Annotated in this window: 14 protein-coding genes; 3 read left to right on the top strand and 11 right to left on the bottom strand. The window is 61.3% G+C overall.

Annotation, left to right across the window (positions count from 1 at the left end; genetic code table 11):
* Positions 1 to 149: 149 nt before the first annotated feature.
* The 7 genes from ACK543_RS03455 to ACK543_RS03425 all read right to left on the bottom strand — a co-directional run bounded on the left by ACK543_RS03455 (position 150) and on the right by ACK543_RS03425 (position 8,649).
* The gene (locus ACK543_RS03455) at positions 150 to 1,112 is read right to left on the bottom strand and encodes an IS5 family transposase (RefSeq protein WP_409941462.1); all 963 of its coding nucleotides are present in this window, start codon (positions 1,110 to 1,112) and stop codon (positions 150 to 152) included.
* Between the two features lie 81 nt (positions 1,113 to 1,193).
* Complete coding sequence (locus tag ACK543_RS03450; protein WP_409941461.1) at positions 1,194 to 2,795, bottom strand: methyl-accepting chemotaxis protein; 1,602 nt, start codon at positions 2,793 to 2,795, stop codon at positions 1,194 to 1,196.
* Between the two features lie 128 nt (positions 2,796 to 2,923).
* Entirely contained in the window at positions 2,924 to 4,171 is a 1,248-nt protein-coding gene (locus ACK543_RS03445) for a DctP family TRAP transporter solute-binding subunit (protein WP_409941460.1), read from the bottom strand.
* Between the two features lie 58 nt (positions 4,172 to 4,229).
* Complete coding sequence (locus ACK543_RS03440) at positions 4,230 to 5,513, bottom strand: TRAP transporter large permease (RefSeq protein WP_409941459.1); 1,284 nt, start codon at positions 5,511 to 5,513, stop codon at positions 4,230 to 4,232.
* A 3-nt stretch (positions 5,514 to 5,516) separates the two neighbouring features.
* Positions 5,517 to 5,975: a TRAP transporter small permease gene (locus tag ACK543_RS03435; protein ID WP_409941458.1), complete on the bottom strand. Its 459-nt coding sequence runs from the start codon at positions 5,973 to 5,975 to the stop codon at positions 5,517 to 5,519.
* Positions 5,976 to 6,076: 101 nt separating this feature from the next.
* Positions 6,077 to 7,069 (bottom strand): TRAP transporter substrate-binding protein, encoded by a 993-nt coding sequence (locus tag ACK543_RS03430; RefSeq protein ID WP_409941457.1) that lies wholly within the window; start codon positions 7,067 to 7,069, stop codon positions 6,077 to 6,079.
* 617 nt (positions 7,070 to 7,686) lie between these two features.
* Positions 7,687 to 8,649, bottom strand: coding sequence for a LysR substrate-binding domain-containing protein (locus ACK543_RS03425; protein WP_409941456.1), 963 nt, complete (start codon positions 8,647 to 8,649; stop codon positions 7,687 to 7,689).
* Between the two features lie 125 nt (positions 8,650 to 8,774).
* On the opposite strand from ACK543_RS03425, the gene ACK543_RS03420 reads away from it, so the two are divergent.
* Together ACK543_RS03420 and ACK543_RS03415 are read left to right on the top strand one after the other, a co-directional pair.
* Positions 8,775 to 10,181, top strand: coding sequence for an FAD-binding oxidoreductase (locus ACK543_RS03420; protein ID WP_409941455.1), 1,407 nt, complete (start codon positions 8,775 to 8,777; stop codon positions 10,179 to 10,181).
* A gap of 187 nt (positions 10,182 to 10,368) precedes the next feature.
* Positions 10,369 to 11,361 (top strand): Bug family tripartite tricarboxylate transporter substrate binding protein, encoded by a 993-nt coding sequence (locus tag ACK543_RS03415; protein WP_409941454.1) that lies wholly within the window; start codon positions 10,369 to 10,371, stop codon positions 11,359 to 11,361.
* A gap of 287 nt (positions 11,362 to 11,648) precedes the next feature.
* On the opposite strand, the gene folK is transcribed toward ACK543_RS03415, so the two are convergent.
* From folK to hda, 4 genes are all read right to left on the bottom strand, one after another.
* The gene (gene folK, locus ACK543_RS03410) at positions 11,649 to 12,107 is read right to left on the bottom strand and encodes a 2-amino-4-hydroxy-6-hydroxymethyldihydropteridine diphosphokinase (RefSeq protein ID WP_409941466.1); all 459 of its coding nucleotides are present in this window, start codon (positions 12,105 to 12,107) and stop codon (positions 11,649 to 11,651) included.
* A 121-nt stretch (positions 12,108 to 12,228) separates the two neighbouring features.
* Positions 12,229 to 13,857, bottom strand: a complete 1,629-nt coding sequence (pcnB, locus tag ACK543_RS03405) for a polynucleotide adenylyltransferase PcnB (protein WP_409941453.1) — start codon at positions 13,855 to 13,857, stop codon at positions 12,229 to 12,231.
* A gap of 108 nt (positions 13,858 to 13,965) precedes the next feature.
* Positions 13,966 to 14,652, bottom strand: coding sequence for an HAD family hydrolase (locus ACK543_RS03400; RefSeq protein WP_409941452.1), 687 nt, complete (start codon positions 14,650 to 14,652; stop codon positions 13,966 to 13,968).
* Between the two features lie 96 nt (positions 14,653 to 14,748).
* Positions 14,749 to 15,447 carry a DnaA regulatory inactivator Hda gene (gene hda / locus ACK543_RS03395; RefSeq protein ID WP_409941451.1) on the bottom strand — a complete coding sequence of 233 codons (699 nt, stop codon included), beginning with the start codon at positions 15,445 to 15,447 and terminating at the stop codon, positions 14,749 to 14,751.
* A 259-nt stretch (positions 15,448 to 15,706) separates the two neighbouring features.
* On the opposite strand from hda, the gene ACK543_RS03390 reads away from it, so the two are divergent.
* Entirely contained in the window at positions 15,707 to 16,924 is a 1,218-nt protein-coding gene (locus ACK543_RS03390) for an MFS transporter (protein ID WP_409941450.1), read from the top strand.
* Positions 16,925 to 16,951 lie beyond the last annotated feature (27 nt).

Below are 16,951 nucleotides of genomic sequence, written 5' to 3'. Positions count from 1 at the left end.
TAAGGCAACGCTGATCAAGCTTGCGTTTTTGCGCATTCCGCCGACATCGTTGCGTCATGCGGAATTACGACTCTCCCATGATGCGTAATTCGCCGAAATGCCCCGGCATCCGGGGTGTCGGGCGCTCCCGGCGCCCGCTGCGGGCGGACTTATGCCGCCAAGCGCGTACGAGCCAAGTAGATGTTGGCCAGCCCCAGTGCCACAAACGCCCGCGTTGCGTTCTTGGCCAGCCCACGATAGCGGACCTTGCTGAACCCCCACAGCCGCTTGACGACGGCGAAGACGTGCTCCACGCGCGCCCTGATCCTGGACTTGTTGCGGTTCTTGCCACGCTCGACCTCGTCCACCACGCCTGCCTTGCGCGTGCGCTGGTTGGTGAAGTCTTTGGCATGTGGGGCCTTCGAGTGCATCAAGACCTTCTGGCTGGCGTAGGCACTGTCGCCGTACATGCGCTGCTCGTTGCCGTGCAGCAGTTCAGGCAGCGGGTGCTTGTCGTGCACGTTGGCCGGCGTGACCACGGCGCTGTGCGTCAGACCCGTCTGGCTGTCCACTCCAATGTGCAGCTTCATTCCAAAGTACCACTGCTGGCCCTTGCGGGTCTGGTGCATCTCGGGGTCGCGCGCCTTCTCGGCGTTCTTGGTCGAACTGGGTGCAGCAATGATGGTGGCGTCCACGATGGTGCCCGTGCCCACCTTCATGCCCTTGGCCTGCAACACCTCACCGACCTTGGCAAACAGCGCCTTGCCCAGATCCTTGTCTTCCAGCTTGCGACGAAACTTCAACAGCGTCGTACCGTCGGGCACCCGCTCTCGCCCCAGATCGATGCCCACGAAGCGCCGCAGCGCCGTGCTGTCCAGCAACGCTTCCTCGCAAGCCTCGTCAGCCAGGTTGAACCAGTGCTGCACAAAGTACATGCGCACCATGCGCTCCAGCCCAATCGGCGGCCGGCCGTTGCCCGCCTTCGGGTAGTACGGCTCGATCACCGAACACAACTCCTGCCACGGCACGATCTCCTCCATCGTCGCCAAGAAGACATCTCGCCTGGTCGGCCTGCGGTACTGCTCGAATCCAGCGTTGTGGTCTGCGGCCATGGCGAGCGTCTGTTGCTTCATCCATCTATAACGCGCCACGCTCGCCAGAGGTGGACTTGTTCAGCATTGCCTTAACGGATCCGGACCGTCCAATGCTTCCACTCAAACTGCTTGCAAATGCGATCCATCCTCGGGAAGCTTGAACGTGCGAGCGGCGCTGATAAGCCGTTCAGACTGTTCGCGTAAGGCCTCAGCAGCCGCAGCGGCTTCCTCAGCCAAGGCTGCATTCTGATGAGTGAGGTCATCCAAAGCGAAAACGGTAGCGACGATGCCGGATAAATCTTTCTCCTGACGCAAACCCGCTTGGCTGATCCCCTCGACTTGTTGCCTAACGCCTCGGACCTCGCCGACGATGGCCAACATTCCTTCGCGAGTACGCTTTGCGGCCGAACTCCCAGCCAGCACGGCATCTCCACTGTCGGTAGTCAACTGCCTGATCTCGCGCGCCGCTGTGGCACTGCGCCGAGCAAGTGTTCGAATCTCATCTGCAACAACACCAAAGCCTCTGCCATAGGCTCCCGCTTGAGCGGCCACTACCGAAGCGTTGAGCGCCAGGATGTTTGTCTGAAATGCGATCCCGTCAATAACGCCTGTAATTTCACCGATGCGTCGACTGGTTCCGGCTATGTGATCCATGACACGCATCATTTCCGCCACCATCTGTTCACCCTGCTCGGCGACCAACTGTGCTTGCCCAGCAGATTCCACGGCTCTCCCAGCCAACGCCACATTGGCCCGTACAGACTCCGCCAGATCGCGAGTGGAAGTGCTGGCTTCCTGAAGCTGCGCAGCTTGTCTCTCAGTGCGCATCGATAGCTCATTGCTACCCCCGGAAATTTCACCGATGCCATATGCCAACTGCTCGCTGGAACTCCGGATTGCCGCTACCAACTGCTGTAGGGCCTCCTGCATCAGATGCATGGCCTCGGCGATGCTCCCCTCGGCGCAGTTACCTATTTCATGCGAGGCGGTCAGATCACCTTGGGCAATAGCATGTGCCGCCGCAGCTACTTCAACCGGCTCTCCACCTATTAGCCTGAGCGCAGACTGCGCCGACCAAATTGCGGCGGTCACCCCCATTGCTGCGGCCAGGGCGCACATGACGACGATCGCCAGGATCGTCTGACGGCCCAGTTTCGCGGTCCGTTCGGATATCTGAGCAGCATCCGACTGAGCTGCCACAACGACCTCGTCTAAAGCGGCTCTCTGCATCTGCACCAGCGGCAAGGACTCCCTCCGCAGCTGAAGGGATGCGGCCGCAGTTTCACCCGCCCTTGCGGACGCAACGATCTGCGCAATAACTCGGCGCTGCTTGGCCTCGTGGTCGTCGAAGCGTTTGAGTGCATTGTTCATCTCCCTGCTGGAATGCTTGCGCAGCAACTGCATGGACTCGTCGAGCGAACTGCGAACCTTTGCAAGTCGTGCTTCTTCAGACGCGATGGCATCAAGGTCCGAGAGGATCAGTGAAACGGCTTTTGCTGCAGTGTCTCGCACGTCCAGTGCAGCACGAATATCGTTAAGGCTTCTGTTACGCGACAACTCTGCAGCGGCTTGAAGCTGCTCGCGGTCAAGAGAACTGTGGATTTGCCAGCTGGCCAGGCCACCGGTTGCCAACAGCAGCGCGAGTACGATGGCGAAACCTAGTGTGAGCCGTACCGATAGTGACAGGCTGAAACTTCGCGATGTAGGGTTTTCGGTAAGCATTGAGTTTTCTTGATGCAAACGATTCGGCGCTGGGGCGTTCTCGGAATCCGGACGGTCAGTCGCTAGGGACGCAGTAAACCTGCATAGCTGCGACGCATCAAAATAAATGCCGCAGTACTCGTGCCGTGTTATCGACTGGTAGTGCGTAGTCGGCCAAGTTCCACATAGAGATCGACCATCGTTTTCACGCCAATCTCGGCGTTGTATTTGTCGAAAACGTCACGCAACCGATATCGGATCCGATCCGCATCTTCACGAGGGAGCTCCGACACCAGCATTCCTTTTGCCTTAAGTTCTGCAAGTGCTTTGGCGTTTAGCTCACGATTGAGAGATCGCTGGTACGCCTTTGATTCCGATGCACTGCGCTGTATGGCTTCGCGATCTCTCGGGGAAAGACTGTCCCAGCTTTTGCTCGATGCCACCAGTACCAACGCTGAGTAGGCATGCCGCGAGAGCGTCAGGTGCTTTTGCACTTCGTGAAAACGACTGGTTAATATCGTAGGCAGGGGATTCTCCTGGCCGTCGACGGTTTGATTCTTCAGCGCGTCATAAACCCGCGAAAAGGGCATTGGTTCGGCTTGAAAGCCCAAGCGATTGAAGCTTTGAACCAGCATCGGGTTTTGCATGACACGCAGTTTCAAACCGGCGAAATCCGCCGACGAAGAGATTGGTCGACGACTGTTCGTAAGGTGTCGAAAACCGTTCTCCCAGAAGGCCAAGCCGACCAACCCCTGCGATGGAAGCTTCGAGAACAGCCCCGTCCCCCATTGGCCATCCAGGACCGCGTCTGCCTCCGCCTCACTGAGAAAGGTGAATGGGTAGCTGATCGCCGAAAACTCTTTGGCTACTGATCCAATGATCGATCCTTCGGGGCACATGAAATCCACTGTCCCAGCGCGTACTTCTTTGAGCATGGATGCGTCATCGCCCAGTTTTCCCTCTGGGTAGACGTCTACGCGAATTCGGCCATCCGTGTACTGGCTGACCCGTTTGGCGAAGTCATATGCCGCCTTGCCCTGCGGCGACTCCGCACTCAACGTAATGCTCATCCGCAGCGTGCGTGTAGCGGGCGCGGTGGTTGACTGCGCAAAAGCCACAACCGGCGACTCCGCACTCAACGTAATGCTCATCTGCAGCGTGTGTGTAGCGGGCGCGGTGGTTGACTGCGCAAAAGCCACAACGCTAGACACGGACAATACAAGCATCAGTGCCTGCTGCCGCAGTGAGTAAATCCAGCTTCGCATAATTTGCTCCTCTCGGATTGACGTATGGGCAAGACCAAGTAGCGCAGGAGCCATGAAGCGTAACGGTGGGACGACCGTGGCGCGCACCACGGCAGGGACAGCAAATTGCTTGCACACGGCTGCAGAAGACATCAGGGCAATCCTTCGCTTTCCCGTTCCTCGAGTCAGGAGCCGCAATGGCCGTTCGCGTCTAAAAGCCCAGTGCATGCGGCAGCCAAGTCGAGATCGCGGGCACGAAGGTGATCAACGCCAGAACGACCAAGTGAGCGACCAGGAAGGGGGGCAACTCACGAGTAAGTTGCATCATCGGCACGCGCGTGGCAACCGAAACTACGAATAACAGTCCGCCGACAGGCGGGGTGATCATTCCCAGCGTGAGGTTCACGATCACAACCATTGCAAAGTGCGTGGGATCGATACCGAGAGCCGCCGAGATGGGTGCCAGGATGGGCACAAGGATCATGATGCCTGGCAGTGGCTCCATGAAAATCCCGAAAAGCAGCAGCAATACATTGACGGCCAGCAGAAAAGTGATGGCCGACAAATTCCAGCTTATGACAAGTTGCGACAGCGTTTGAGGAACGCCCTCTACCGTCAACACCCATGCAAAAACCGAAGAGGTGGCCATCACCAGCAATACCGAAGCTGTCAGCAACGCCGAGCGCGATGCTATTGCAGGGATGGCTTTCCATTCCAGAGTGCGATAAATCCACTTCCCGCAGACCAGTGCATAGAACACAGCCACCACCGAAGCCTCGGTCGGCGTGAAGATGCCGAAGCGGATGCCGACCAAAATTACGAAGATCAGCAGCAGTGCCGGGATCGCCTTGAAGCTGTTCAACCACATATCGCGAGCCCCTGGGCGCTCCTCATGAGAGCGGTAGCCGCGCTGTTTGCACACGCGCCAGTTGACGAAGGCCATGGCCAGCGCGATGAGCGCGCCGGGCAAGAAGCCGGCCATAAAAAGCCCGCCGACGGATACCTGCCCGTCCTGCATCGCGTAGATGATCATCGCGATCGAAGGCGGAATGATGGGTCCCACAACAGCTGTGCTGGCTGTCAGCGATGCTGCATAGGCCCTCGAGTAGCCAGCCTTCTCCATCATCTTGACGCCCATGGAGCCCGGGCCTGCGGCGTCGGCCAAAGCCGAACCAGATATACCTGAGAACAGCGTCAGCGAAAGTACATTGGCATAACCAAGACCTCCACGCAGATGACCGACAAACTGCGCAGCGAAACGCAGAAGCACTGTCGTAAGCGCGCCGCCAGACATCAGCTCAGCTGCGAGGATGAAAAATGGCACGGCCATCAGCGGAAAGCTGTCGATGCCAGAGAACATTTCCTTAAAGACTATGAGCTGCGGATAGCGACCGCCGACAAAGACCGCTAACGAAGCGGCGATCGCCAGAGCGAAGGCAATGGGAAACCCCAAGCCCATTAGCACAATGGCCGAGATAAACAGCGTCAGACTCATGATTTAGAGGGAGGCAGCGCTATCGGGGTCCAGTTCATCCGACGGCGCATAACTGCCAGTGGCGATGAAGGAAGGCGCGATGAACAGCAGATGTAGGAGGAGCAGTAGAAAACCGATGGGCATGGCCAAGTAGATCCAGGCGATCGAGATATCGGTGGCAGCAGTGGTTTGAAAACGTGTGGCCCAGACGTAAAGCGAAGAGAAGTACGCCATAGCGATGCAAAAAATCGCGATTCCGGCAACGATCACGGCCCGGATCGCACGGCCCAGCGGCGGACGCACTGCTGCGTGCAGGCTGTCCACTGCAACATGGCCGCCGAAGCGAAGCACCAATCCCGAACCGAGAAAGGTGACCCAGATCATTAGGTGGCGAGAGACCTCATCACCCCAGACCAGGGATCCACCCGTGGTGTACCGGAGTACCACGTTAGCAAATACGATGCATGCCATGGTCAGCAGCATTGCGATCAGCAGCCAACGGCTGCCCGCCACCAGTGGTCGCTCGAAGGCGCGGCAAAGTTTGACGGGGAGACTCGGTGCGTGCTGTCTAACCTGGCTACCACTCATTGGACCGCCGCTATATCGTCCATGGTCTTCTGACCGAACTTTTCTGCGAATTGCTTGTAGGCCGGTACCAGCGCGCTGCGGAAAGCGGCTTTGTCAACGTCGCCAACGACTTGCACGCCGTGACTTTTTATTTCCTCTACACCCTTTTTCTCGACGTCGTCGACAAACTGACGCGATGCCCGGCCGCCAACGCGTGCGCCCTCGGTGAATGCCTTTTTCTGCGCTTCGTTCAGGCTGGCCCAAAGAGTTGGAGAAACAATGAGCGCCATGGGTGCGTAGACATGCCCGGTCAGCGTCATGTGTTTTTGCACCTGCCAGAGCTTTGCCGACACAATCACTGAAACTGGGTTCTCTTGTCCGTCAATGGTGCCTTGCTGCAGGGCGCCCAGAACTTCTGGCCAGGCCATGGGGGTAGGCGCAATTCCCAATTGTCGAAAGGCCGCGATGTGCACCTGATTTTCGGTAACGCGAATCTTCAAGCCTTTGGCGTCCTCGGGTTTGGCGACCGGGCGCTTGTTGTTAGTCAAGTGGCGAAAGCCCTGTTCGCCCCATCCCAATGCGATTAGGCCGCGGGCGCGGAACTTCGCCAGCAGGTCCTCTCCGAATTTCCCGTCCAAGACGGCGCGGGCATGCTTGGTATCTCGGAAGAGAAACGGCACATCCATTACGCCCGCATCGGGCACAAAATTGGACAGCACTCCGTTTGACACGACCACCGCTTCCACCGTACCCAGCGTCAGGCCTTCAATCATTTCGCGCTCGCCACCAAGCGCGCTGGATGGAAAGTGTCTGAACTTGAAATTGTTGACGGGCGACTTCTCCACAGCGTCGGACCACGCCTGTGCGGCTGCGCCAAAATGGGAATTCTGTGCAAGGGCATATCCAAGCTTTATTTCCCTGGGCTGCTGGGCGAAGGCCTGACCAAGAGGTATTCCAGCTGCAGCGGTGCCAGCGGCAACGGCAAAAAGGGAGCGCCGGGTAAGTGTCATGTGAGTCTCCTGTTTTGGTTTGGGTAGAGAGCGCTTGGATGGAAATTTGGATATCTCGCAAGCTTTCAATCTGCTGAGATTCTGAGTGAATACGCTGTGTCGATCTATCTGGAATTCCGGCCGCGGGTTCTCAAAACCATGTCTAGGGAAAACCATAGGGAGGCGGTCCAGCTATCAGTTGCGGCATCGCGGATACGCGCCAGCCGGTGTTTATTTCAGTGGGGCTGGACGGTACCGAGACGCGTCTGCGTCCCTGATTGAGCATCAGCTGCTGGACGCTGAGCATGTTGCCTCCAGCATCTGGTGGCTACGCTGGCGTACTTCGAGCCGGTGTCGAGCGCGCGAGATGCCGACTCCGATCGGGCATATGCTCGGAGCCTGAAAAGTCGATGGAATCGCGGCGCATAGGCAGCTCGGACGACGCCTCTTCTCGCCAAAGTCCTAGTGCCAACCTACTGTTGAATGCGCGGCGTTTTTCGTGTGCAAACGGCGGAGGAAATCAAGGCTGATCACTGGTGAGTGCCTTGCTGTTACCAAGGAAAGCGGGCACAGGGTACTACCAGTTTCTTCTCGTGGTTCCGCTTCTCACAAGCCTTCTGTTCTTCGGGGGCGCTCGTCTATTGAACAGCATCCGTGGAAGGTCCAATGTAGCTTGCACCAACCCAGCTTCCTGTTTCGCAGAGTTGGCGTGCGACTGTGAACACCAGTTCGCATACGGCCTTCTTCGCGTTGGTCAGCGGAACATGGCTTGAGTAGCAAACGCCCAGTGTCCTAGACACGAACTCGGGCCGAATGCGATGTGCGTGCATACGCCCGGCTGCGATCTCGTGGGCTGCAAGCGCGTACGGCATCACCGTTGCGGCAGTACCTGCTTCCACCGCGCTCTTTAGTATGTGGACCGAGTTGATCTCCGCGGCAATCTTGAAGGGCAATCCGGCCTCTCCCAATGCTGCAGCAATCGGTTCACGTGTGCAGTGACTATGTTGTGAAGCGGGCATGATCAAGGCGTGCCTCGCGACTCTTGCCAGATCCATGTCCCCTGACTGAGGATAGTCGCCGGAAGTTTCATCGCCGCGAAGAAGGTAAAACTCTTCTTGGACAAATGCCGTGAAAACGACGTCCGCATAGGTCGTGATGGGCGAGAAAATGGCCAAGTCTACGCGCCCCTGTCGAAGCTGGTCCACCATGTTGCCGGTAAGTTCCTCATTCAGATGCAGCGACACCCCAGGCAGCTTTTCTCGAGCGGCTCGAAAAAGCGGCAGCGCAAGCGCTGCCGACACGCTTTGAGGCAGTCCCAGAACCACTGATCCAACAATCGAAAGCGGAGAAGATAACACCGCAGACTTGACGTCGCTTAATTGTTTCAAGATAGCTTGGGCATACGAATAGAAAATTTGCCCAGCTTCCGTCACGGAAACGCCAGTGCGGCTGCGGCTCAACAGCTTCACTCCCAATTCGTCCTCTAGCTCGGCAATTTGCTTGCTTAGTGCCGATTGTGCGACGAACACTTCCAGCGCTGCGCGAGACAGGCTTCCGCTGTTGGCCACTGCGAGAAAGTACTTGAGCTGTCTCATTTCCATAGGATGCCTCCCGTTGATCGTCACGACGATCACTTTGCCAGATGGAGCTCACGCAATTCGGCATCGCTCACGACGCTGGGCGCGCTTAGAGTGCGTATTGCTACCAGCCATACCAGACCGAATTTATGAATACCAATCAGCTTTCAATGCTTAGGCGCGACGTGCCTTCGGAAGTGCACGCAGGCCTGAAAGAGCATTTCCGCGACCGCTACACCATCAACCCTAACATCTTGGCGCAGCATGGGACGGATGAATCGCACTACGCACCAGCTCCACCAGACGCTGTGGTGTTCGTTATGTCCACCGAAGACGTGGCCTTCACGGTCAAGCTTTGCGCTACGTACAAGGTGCCAGTCATACCCTTCGGTGTAGGCTCGTCGGTTGAGGGGCACGTCTTGGCAGTTCAAGGAGGCGTGTCCATCGATTTATCACGCATGGCGCGTGTCCTCGCAGTTCGCCCCGAAGACATGACGGCTACCGTAGAGGCCGGCGTCACGAGGACGGCACTTAATGCGGAACTCGCGCATTCCGGATTTTTCTTTTCCGTCGATCCAGGGGCTGACGCCAGCATTGGCGGGATGATCGCGACTGCGGCCTCAGGCACCAACACTGTGCGCTACGGAACTATGCGCGACAACCTAATCAGCCTTACGGTTGTTACCGCCGAAGGAGATGTGATCCGGACCGCGTCACGTGCGCGAAAATCCTCCGCAGGATACAACCTGACGCAGCTTTATTGTGGATCCGAAGGTACGCTGGGCATCGTGACAGAGGCGACCGTACGGCTTCATCCGAGACCCGAGGAAGTGCTGGCTGCTGTTGCCAATTTCCCGGACATCAAAAGCGCTGTTGACGCAGTCATCCAAGCCGTTCAGTTCGGTCTACCACTATCACGCGCCGAACTGCTGGATGCGCTGACGATCCACGCGATCAACCGGTACAGCAAAACCACACTGACCGAGGCACCGACGCTTTTCCTGGAGTTCGGCGGCGCCGCTGGTGAGGCTAAAGCCCACGCCGATCACATGCAGCAAATCGTGCATGAGTTCGGTGGTGGCGAATTTGCCATAGCTATCAGCGAAGAGGACCGCTCGGCCCTATGGAACCCAAGGCACCATGCCTATTTCGCGGCATTGCAACTGAGGCCAGGGTGCCGTTCGGTGACTACCGACGCGTGCGTTCCCGTTTCAGTGCTTGCCGCATGCATCGAGGAAACAAGAGCTGAACTTCAACAGTTCGGCATGACCTCTCCAATATTCGGGCACGTGGGCGATGGTAATTTTCACTGCCTGATACTGATCGATCCTGCCGACTCCGAGGAAAGGGAAAGAGCCGAAGCCTTGAGTGAACGCCTGACCCGTCGTGCCATGCGCTATGGCGGCACATGCACCGGTGAGCACGGCGTAGGACTGCACAAAATAGAGTATTTGATTGAAGAGCACGGGGAGGCGACGGTAAACATCATGCGTCGTCTGAAGCGGGCGCTCGACCCACTCAATATACTGAATCCCTGTAAAGTGGTTCACTCCTGAGTGGCGGTGCCAGCGGGCGCGGGCCGAGCGCGGCCGCTGAAAGTTCATCGCGTGCACGGCTCTGACTAGGGCGGGCCGGGGACGGCTGACCCGCGCGATGAGTCAGGGCGTTGCAGCCCGGATGGCCCCGTCCACGCCACGGGTTATGCCGGAAGACAGCAGGGCAGCACCTTTGCACAATGGCGGCATGACCCGCAGACACATCCTCCTCTCCAGCACCGCGCTCGCCGCGGCCCTTCTCTCTCCCTTTGCCGCGCCGCTGGCTCTTGCGCAAGACAACACCGGCCAGACGATCAAGCTGGTGGTGCCATACGCCGCCGGGGGCCCGATTGACGTGACCGCGCGGGCTCTGGCCGAGCGCGTGCGCGAATCACTCGGCACCGTAGTCATCGACAACAAAGGGGGTGCGGGTGGCAACATTGGCGCAGACGCCATCGCCAAGGCCGCCCCCGATGGCCTGACCATCGGCATCGCGGCCACCGCCACCCACGCGGTCAACCCCTGGCTTTACAGCCGCATGCCGTACGACGCGGCCAAGGACTTTGCCGGCATCACGCAGATGGTGCGGGTGCCCAATGTGCTGGTCATGAACACGGCGCGGGCCGAGCAGCTCAAAATCAGCACCGTGGCCGACCTCATCGCCTATGCCAAGGCCAACCCGGCCAAGCTCAACTACGGCAGCGGCGGCAACGGCAGCGCAGGCCATCTGGCGGGCGAGATGTTCAAGCAAAAGGCCGGCATCTTCGCGCTGCACATCCCCTACCGCGGCGCCAACCCGGCGCAGTTGGCCCTTTTGGCGGGCGAGGTGGATTTCAATATCGACAACCTGGCGGCGGCGGCACCCAATATCCGCGCGGGCAAGCTCAAGGCTCTGGCCGTGACCTCGCTGGCGGCCTCGCCCTCGCTTCCTGGCGTGCCGCCACTGTCAACGACATTCAGCGGCTTCTCCATCGACACCTGGTGGGGGCTGGTAGCGCCCGCTGGCACACCCCGACCAGTCATTGATAAGCTGAACAAGGCGTTTGTGGCGGCGCTGAACGCACCCGAAACCAAATCGCGCTTTGGCGCGCTGCTGGCCGAACCCGTGCCCACCACGCCCCAGCAATTCGATGCGTTCATGGCCAGCGAACGTGCCAAGTACCAGCAGGTGGTGAAGGCTTCAGGCGCCAAGGTGGACTGACACTGGCATCGCGCGCGCACCGATCGGGTCGGATCTGTGCCAGACCGTAGCAGGGCGAGCAGTGCCTTGCGCGGTCAAAATAATCGACGTTTTAGGCCTTTTGCGCTTGATGCACATAGGTTTTTAGCTATATTTTTAGTAGCAATCAGGCAGATTCAACCTAAAAACGGCAGTTGGATGCATTTGCCAGCGCTGTCACCCCAAAGGTGAGGCTGCAAAAACAACCCAAGCCCCGAGTCCACGCGGTGTGCGGCACGATGACAAGCGGTCAACTGCCGTTTTTTGGTTCAGTCGCGGGCCCAGTCTGGCCCCTGCAGCCGGGTGATGGCCTGCCACGCCACAGCGTCCAGGGCGGCGGTGGCCACGCGACGGGGCGCCAGGTCTGCCAGCGGGCGCAGCACAAAAGCGCGCTGCGTCATGCGGGGGTGCGGGACCGTCAGCTCAGGGCTCGCAATCGCCTCGTCCCCAAAGCACAGGATGTCCAGGTCCAGGGTGCGGGGCGCGTTGCGATAGGGGCGCTCTCGGCCAGCGTTCAGCTCCAGCGCCTGCAAGGCATGCAGCAGGCGCAGCGGGGCCAGTACGGTGGTGAGCTCGGCTACGGCATTCAGGTAATCGGGGCCGGTCGCGTCCACCGGGGCAGTTCCATAGAGAGACGAGACGCGCTCAAGACGGGTTCCCGGAAGCTGGCCCATGCCCACCACGGCGGCGCGCAGCGCAGCCATGCGATCGCCCAGGTTGGCCCCCATACCGATATAGACCAGCACAGCCCCCTGGGCAGCGCCATGGCCCCCCGGGTCTGATGCGGGCGGCGTATCCGCGGCTGCTGCTGCGCCCCGCGCGAACATGGCTGCGCCGGGCTTTCGGGTGTCAGTCACCGGCAGCCACAGAGGCCGAAACCGGGTTGCCCGCGGCAGATTCTCCCGCGCCGGAACCGGGCTTGCGGCGACGACGGCGGCGCTTTTTGGGCGCGTCGCCCAGGCCTCCACCTTGGCCGTCGGCATCGCTCTGGCCCAACGCGGAAGCCGGGCCGAGTGCAGCGTCTTGACCACCGGGCACACGGGAGGGCGCAGCCGCTGCGCTGCGCGGCACGCGCTTGACGCTCTGTTGCGCCTTCTGGCGAGCCTTTTGCTCCTCGCGCGCCTGGTCCATCAGGTCCTCGCGGCGCTCGTCGTCGGCAGTCTGGAAATCCTGCCACCACTCGGCCAGGGCTTCGTCCACCTCACCCACATCGGCGCGCAGACGCATGAAGTCAAAGCCCGCGCGAAACCGCGGCTGCATGACCATGCCAAACGGCGTGCTGCCCACGCGCTTTTCAAAGCGCGGCTGCATGACCCAGATCTCACGCATATCGGCGGCCAGCTTGCCGCGGCCCGACACATCGCCAATGCGCTTGTCAAACACTTCGTCGATGGCATCCTGCAGCGCGGGCAGCGGGTGCTGGCGCTGGTTCAGGCGCAGCTCCCAGCCACTCCTCACGTCCTCCCACAGCACGCAGGCGAGCAGAAAGCTGGGTGCCACGGGCTTGCCTTCGTTGACGCGGCGGTCGGTGTCCAGCAGGGCGGCCTTCACGAACGGCGTGTCGGCGCGCTCCACGGCCACGTCCAGCAGCGGATAGATGCCACGGGCCATGCCCAGCTTGCGCAACTGCTCGATGCTGGCCATCGCATGGCCGGTCTGCAGCAGCTTGAGCATTTCGTCGAACATGCGGCTTTGCGGCACATCGGCCAGCAGCGTCTGCGACTGCACCAGCGGCGCGGCGGTCTTGCTGTCGATGCTGAATCCCAGTCCGCTGAGCTTGGCCGCAAAGCGCACGGCCCGGATGATGCGCACCGGGTCTTCGCGGTAGCGCGTGGCGGGGTCACCAATCATGCGCAGGGTTTTTTTCTTCGCGTCCTGGATACCCTTGTGGTAGTCCACCACGATCTGGCTGACCGGGTCGTAATACATGGCGTTCACGGTGAAGTCGCGGCGGGTGGCGTCTTCATCCTGCGGGCCCCACACGTTATCGCGCAGCACGCGGCCGCTGGCGTCCACGGCGTGCTGCATGCCCGAAAGCTGGGCCTTGCTGGTCTTTTCATTACCGGTGACCTGGCCCGCGGCAGCGTTGTCCAGATAAGCGCGGAAGGTGGACACTTCAATCACCTCGTGCTCGCGGCCCCGGCCATGCACCACGTGCACGATGCGAAAGCGCTTGCCGATAATGAAGGCGCGGCGAAACAGCCCCTTGACCTGCTCGGGCGTGGCATTGGTGGCCACATCGAAATCTTTGGGGCGCAGGCCCAGCAGCAGGTCGCGCACGGCGCCGCCCACGATGTAGGCTTCGTACCCCGCCTGCTTGAGTGTCGCCACCACCTCGGCCGCACGGCGGTCCACCAGTTCGGGGTTGATGCCATGCACCGCGGCGGGCAACTCTTCGCGCTTGCCAAAATGGGGCTTGCCGCCCGAAGTGCCGGGGGTGGTCTTGCCCATCAGCTTGTCTAGAAACTTCTTGATCATGGATTGGGAGTCATCAGGGGGTCTGCGCACGCGCAGTGGTCAGGCCGTTGCCTCGTCGGCTGGGGCTAAGAACCTTCTCAACATCCTTTTTTGGGTTCCAAAAAGACGTTAAGCAGGTTCGAACAGGTCCAGTATGCGCCAGCCGCGCTCCTGGGCCAGGGCGCGCAGGCGCGGATCGGGGTTGGTGGCCACCGGGTGGTTCACCTTCTCGAGCAGGGGCACGTCGTTCATGGAGTCGCTGTAGAACGTGCTTTCGACATCGCTCCAGGCCAGTTGCCGCGCGGCCAGCCATTGTTCCATGCGACGCACCTTGCCCTCGCGCATGGTGGGTACGCCGTCGATTTCGCCAGTGAACCAGCCGCTGGCGTCGCGCACCAGTTGCACGGACAGCAGTTGCGGCACGCCCAGCGCCTGGGCAATGGGGGTGGTCACAAATTCGTTGGTGGCCGTGACGATCAACACCTCGTCGCCCGCGGCCTGGTGCTGGCGGATCAGGTCGAGCGCCTGGGGCTGAATGGCCGGGGTGATCACTTCGCGCATGAACTGCTGGTGCGCCGCCGCGGCCGCCTTAGGCCCGCGCAGGCGCACGGCCTCGGTGGCAAAACGAACATAGTCGTGGACATCGAGCGTGCCGGCCTGGTAGTGGGCGTAGAACTCGTCATTGCGGCGCGCGAACTCCACGGGGTCGTTCCAGCCGATGCGGATGGTGAACTCGCCCCACTCGTAGTCGGAGTCAAGCGGCAGCAGCGTGTGGTCCAGGTCGAAAAGTGCCAAGCGAAGGCGTTCTGTTTGCATTTCAATCATTTACGGTGGTGCGCTTGGGCAATGGCCATCGAAACTGCCGCAGCCCAGACCAGCGGCGCAGCCGCTCAATGGGTTGTCCCTCATTTTTCATTCCGATTCGAGCATCGTCTTGAGCAGGGGGATCGTGACGGCACGCTGGGTGCGCAGCGCAAACGCATCGAGCTGGTCCAGCAGCCGCATCAGGCTGCCCAGATCGCGCGAGAAGCGATTGAGCATGTAGTCCATGACGTCGTCGCCCAGGAACACGCCGCGTGAGTCGGCCTCCTGGCGCAGCACGGCGCGGCGCTCAGCCTCGCCCAGAAGCTGCAACTGGAACACATGCCCCCATCCCAGACGGCTGCGCAGGTCATCGCGCAGCGGCAGGTCGGCCGGTGGGAGGTTGCCCGCAGCCAGCACCCAGCGCTGGCTGCCGCTGGCGGGGCTGATGGCGTTGACAAACCAGTTGAAGGCTGTGGCCTGCAGTGCGGTGTTGTAGAGGTGGACGTCGTCCATCACCACGGCGGCCCAGTTCTCGTCGAATTCGGGTGGCTCGGCCACGCCCGGGTCGAGCCAACCGACGCCGCTACCCTGCTCACGCAGGGCATGACGCACGGCGCGCAACAGGTGCGTCTTGCCGCTGCCGGGCTCGCCCCACAGGAAGGTGGGCACGGGCGAGCGTGTCGCCACGCTGCTGCCATCTCCCGCCGCCAGGCGCAGGTGTTGCAGCGCTGCCTCGTTAGGGCCGGCAAAGAACCGGGCCAGCGTGGGGCCTGTGCTCAGGCCGATGTCCAGGGCCAACTGCTTCATGCGCGGCAGGCGGCGGGCATGAAGCCCCCCGGCACGGAGGATGCAAAAGCGGCAGGCATGGGCAGGTTTGGGGTCAGCATCGCGGAGAACAAAGGAAACAGCCGAGGCAGCAGGCCGGATCAACGGCGGCCATCCGCCCTGCGCGATCTGCGGGGCGATGGCCCCCAGGGCGCCCAGGCAGCGGCGACAATGCTACGGATTTTAGTCTGCCGCCAGCGACGGGGCTGCCCGCCCGCCGCGGCACCACCAAGCACCCGACATGCACCCTGTCCATCCTGCGCCCCGGCGACTGCCCGGCTCCATCTGGGCCCTGGGTTTTGTGAGCCTGCTGATGGATGTGTCGTCGGAGATGATCCACAGCCTGCTGCCGGTGTTCATGGTGGCCACGCTGGGAGTGAGCATGGTCACTGTGGGCCTGATCGAGGGCGCGGCCGAGGCCACGGCCCTCATCATCAAGGTGTTTTCGGGCACGCTCAGTGACTGGTGGGGCCGACGCAAACCGCTGGCCGTGCTGGGCTATGGGCTGGGCGCCTTGTCCAAACCGCTGTTCGCGCTGGCCACCACGGCCGGCTGGCTCTTGACGGCACGACTCATGGACCGTGTGGGCAAGGGCATTCGCGGCGCTCCGCGCGACGCGCTGGTAGCTGACATCGCCCCGCCTGAACAGCGCGGCGCGGCCTTCGGGCTGCGGCAGTCGCTCGACACCGTCGGCGCGTTTTTGGGCCCGGTACTGGCCATCGCGCTGATGCTGCTGTGGGCTAACGATTTTCGGGCGGTTTTCTGGGTGGCCGTCATCCCCGCCGTGCTGTGCGTGGTGCTGCTGGTTGTCGGCGTTCGCGAACCCGAGCGTGCGCCAGGCACCCACCGCACCAACCCCATCCGCCGCGAGAACCTGCGCCGCCTGGGCGGTGGCTACTGGTGGGTGGTGGCGCTGGGCGCAACGTTCACGCTGGCGCGTTTCAGCGAGGCATTTCTGGTGCTGCGCCTGCAGCAGGACGGGCTGGCGCTGGCCTGGACGCCGCTGGTGCTCATCATCATGAACGCGGTGTATGCAGCGGGCGCCTACCCGCTCGGCAAGCTGTCTGACCGCGTCAGCCACCACCGCCTGCTGGCGGCGGGGCTGGTGGTGCTGATCGCAGCCGATGCCCTGCTGGCATGGCGCGGCCACGGCCTGGTGGCCTGGGCGGGTGTGGCGCTGTGGGGCTTGCACATGGCCATGACGCAAGGTCTGCTGGCCGCGATGATCGCCCACCGCGCTCCGGCCGACCTGCGCGGCACGGCCTTTGGCATGTTCAACCTGGTCAGTGGCATCGCGCTGCTGCTGGCCAGCGGAATGGCAGGGCTGCTGTGGGACCAGCTGGGGCCCAGCGCTGCCTTCTTCGCCGGGATGGGCTTTGGCGCACTGGCGCTGGCGGGCGTGCTGTGGCGCGCGGCCATCGAGCGGCGGGCTTCAAAGCCGCAGCCTGTGCAGGGCTGAGGTCTGCCGGCCGGTCCACACCCTTAA

Origin of the sequence: Acidovorax sp. (assembly GCF_046341535.1) — a bacterium.
In the GTDB taxonomy this organism is placed as follows: Bacteria; Pseudomonadota; Gammaproteobacteria; order Burkholderiales; family Burkholderiaceae_C; genus Acidovorax.
This window is presented reverse-complemented; position numbering and strand designations above follow the sequence as displayed.

Excerpts from the sequence above, each read along its gene's own strand:
- ACK543_RS03455 (WP_409941462.1), bottom strand. The coding sequence starts at position 1,112 with ATGAAGCAACAGACGCTCGCCATGGCCGCAGACCACAACGCTGGATTC.
- ACK543_RS03450 (WP_409941461.1), bottom strand. The coding sequence starts at position 2,795 with ATGCTTACCGAAAACCCTACATCGCGAAGTTTCAGCCTGTCACTATCG.
- ACK543_RS03445 (WP_409941460.1), bottom strand. The coding sequence starts at position 4,171 with ATGTCTTCTGCAGCCGTGTGCAAGCAATTTGCTGTCCCTGCCGTGGTG.
- ACK543_RS03440 (WP_409941459.1), bottom strand. The coding sequence starts at position 5,513 with ATGAGTCTGACGCTGTTTATCTCGGCCATTGTGCTAATGGGCTTGGGG.
- ACK543_RS03435 (WP_409941458.1), bottom strand. The coding sequence starts at position 5,975 with ATGCTGCTGACCATGGCATGCATCGTATTTGCTAACGTGGTACTCCGG.
- ACK543_RS03430 (WP_409941457.1), bottom strand. The coding sequence starts at position 7,069 with ATGACACTTACCCGGCGCTCCCTTTTTGCCGTTGCCGCTGGCACCGCT.
- ACK543_RS03425 (WP_409941456.1), bottom strand. The coding sequence starts at position 8,649 with ATGGAAATGAGACAGCTCAAGTACTTTCTCGCAGTGGCCAACAGCGGA.
- ACK543_RS03420 (WP_409941455.1), top strand. The coding sequence starts at position 8,775 with ATGAATACCAATCAGCTTTCAATGCTTAGGCGCGACGTGCCTTCGGAA.
- ACK543_RS03415 (WP_409941454.1), top strand. The coding sequence starts at position 10,369 with ATGACCCGCAGACACATCCTCCTCTCCAGCACCGCGCTCGCCGCGGCC.
- folK (WP_409941466.1), bottom strand. The coding sequence starts at position 12,107 with ATGGGGGCCAACCTGGGCGATCGCATGGCTGCGCTGCGCGCCGCCGTG.
- pcnB (WP_409941453.1), bottom strand. The coding sequence starts at position 13,857 with ATGATCAAGAAGTTTCTAGACAAGCTGATGGGCAAGACCACCCCCGGC.
- ACK543_RS03400 (WP_409941452.1), bottom strand. The coding sequence starts at position 14,652 with ATGCAAACAGAACGCCTTCGCTTGGCACTTTTCGACCTGGACCACACG.
- hda (WP_409941451.1), bottom strand. The coding sequence starts at position 15,447 with ATGAAGCAGTTGGCCCTGGACATCGGCCTGAGCACAGGCCCCACGCTG.
- ACK543_RS03390 (WP_409941450.1), top strand. The coding sequence starts at position 15,707 with ATGCACCCTGTCCATCCTGCGCCCCGGCGACTGCCCGGCTCCATCTGG.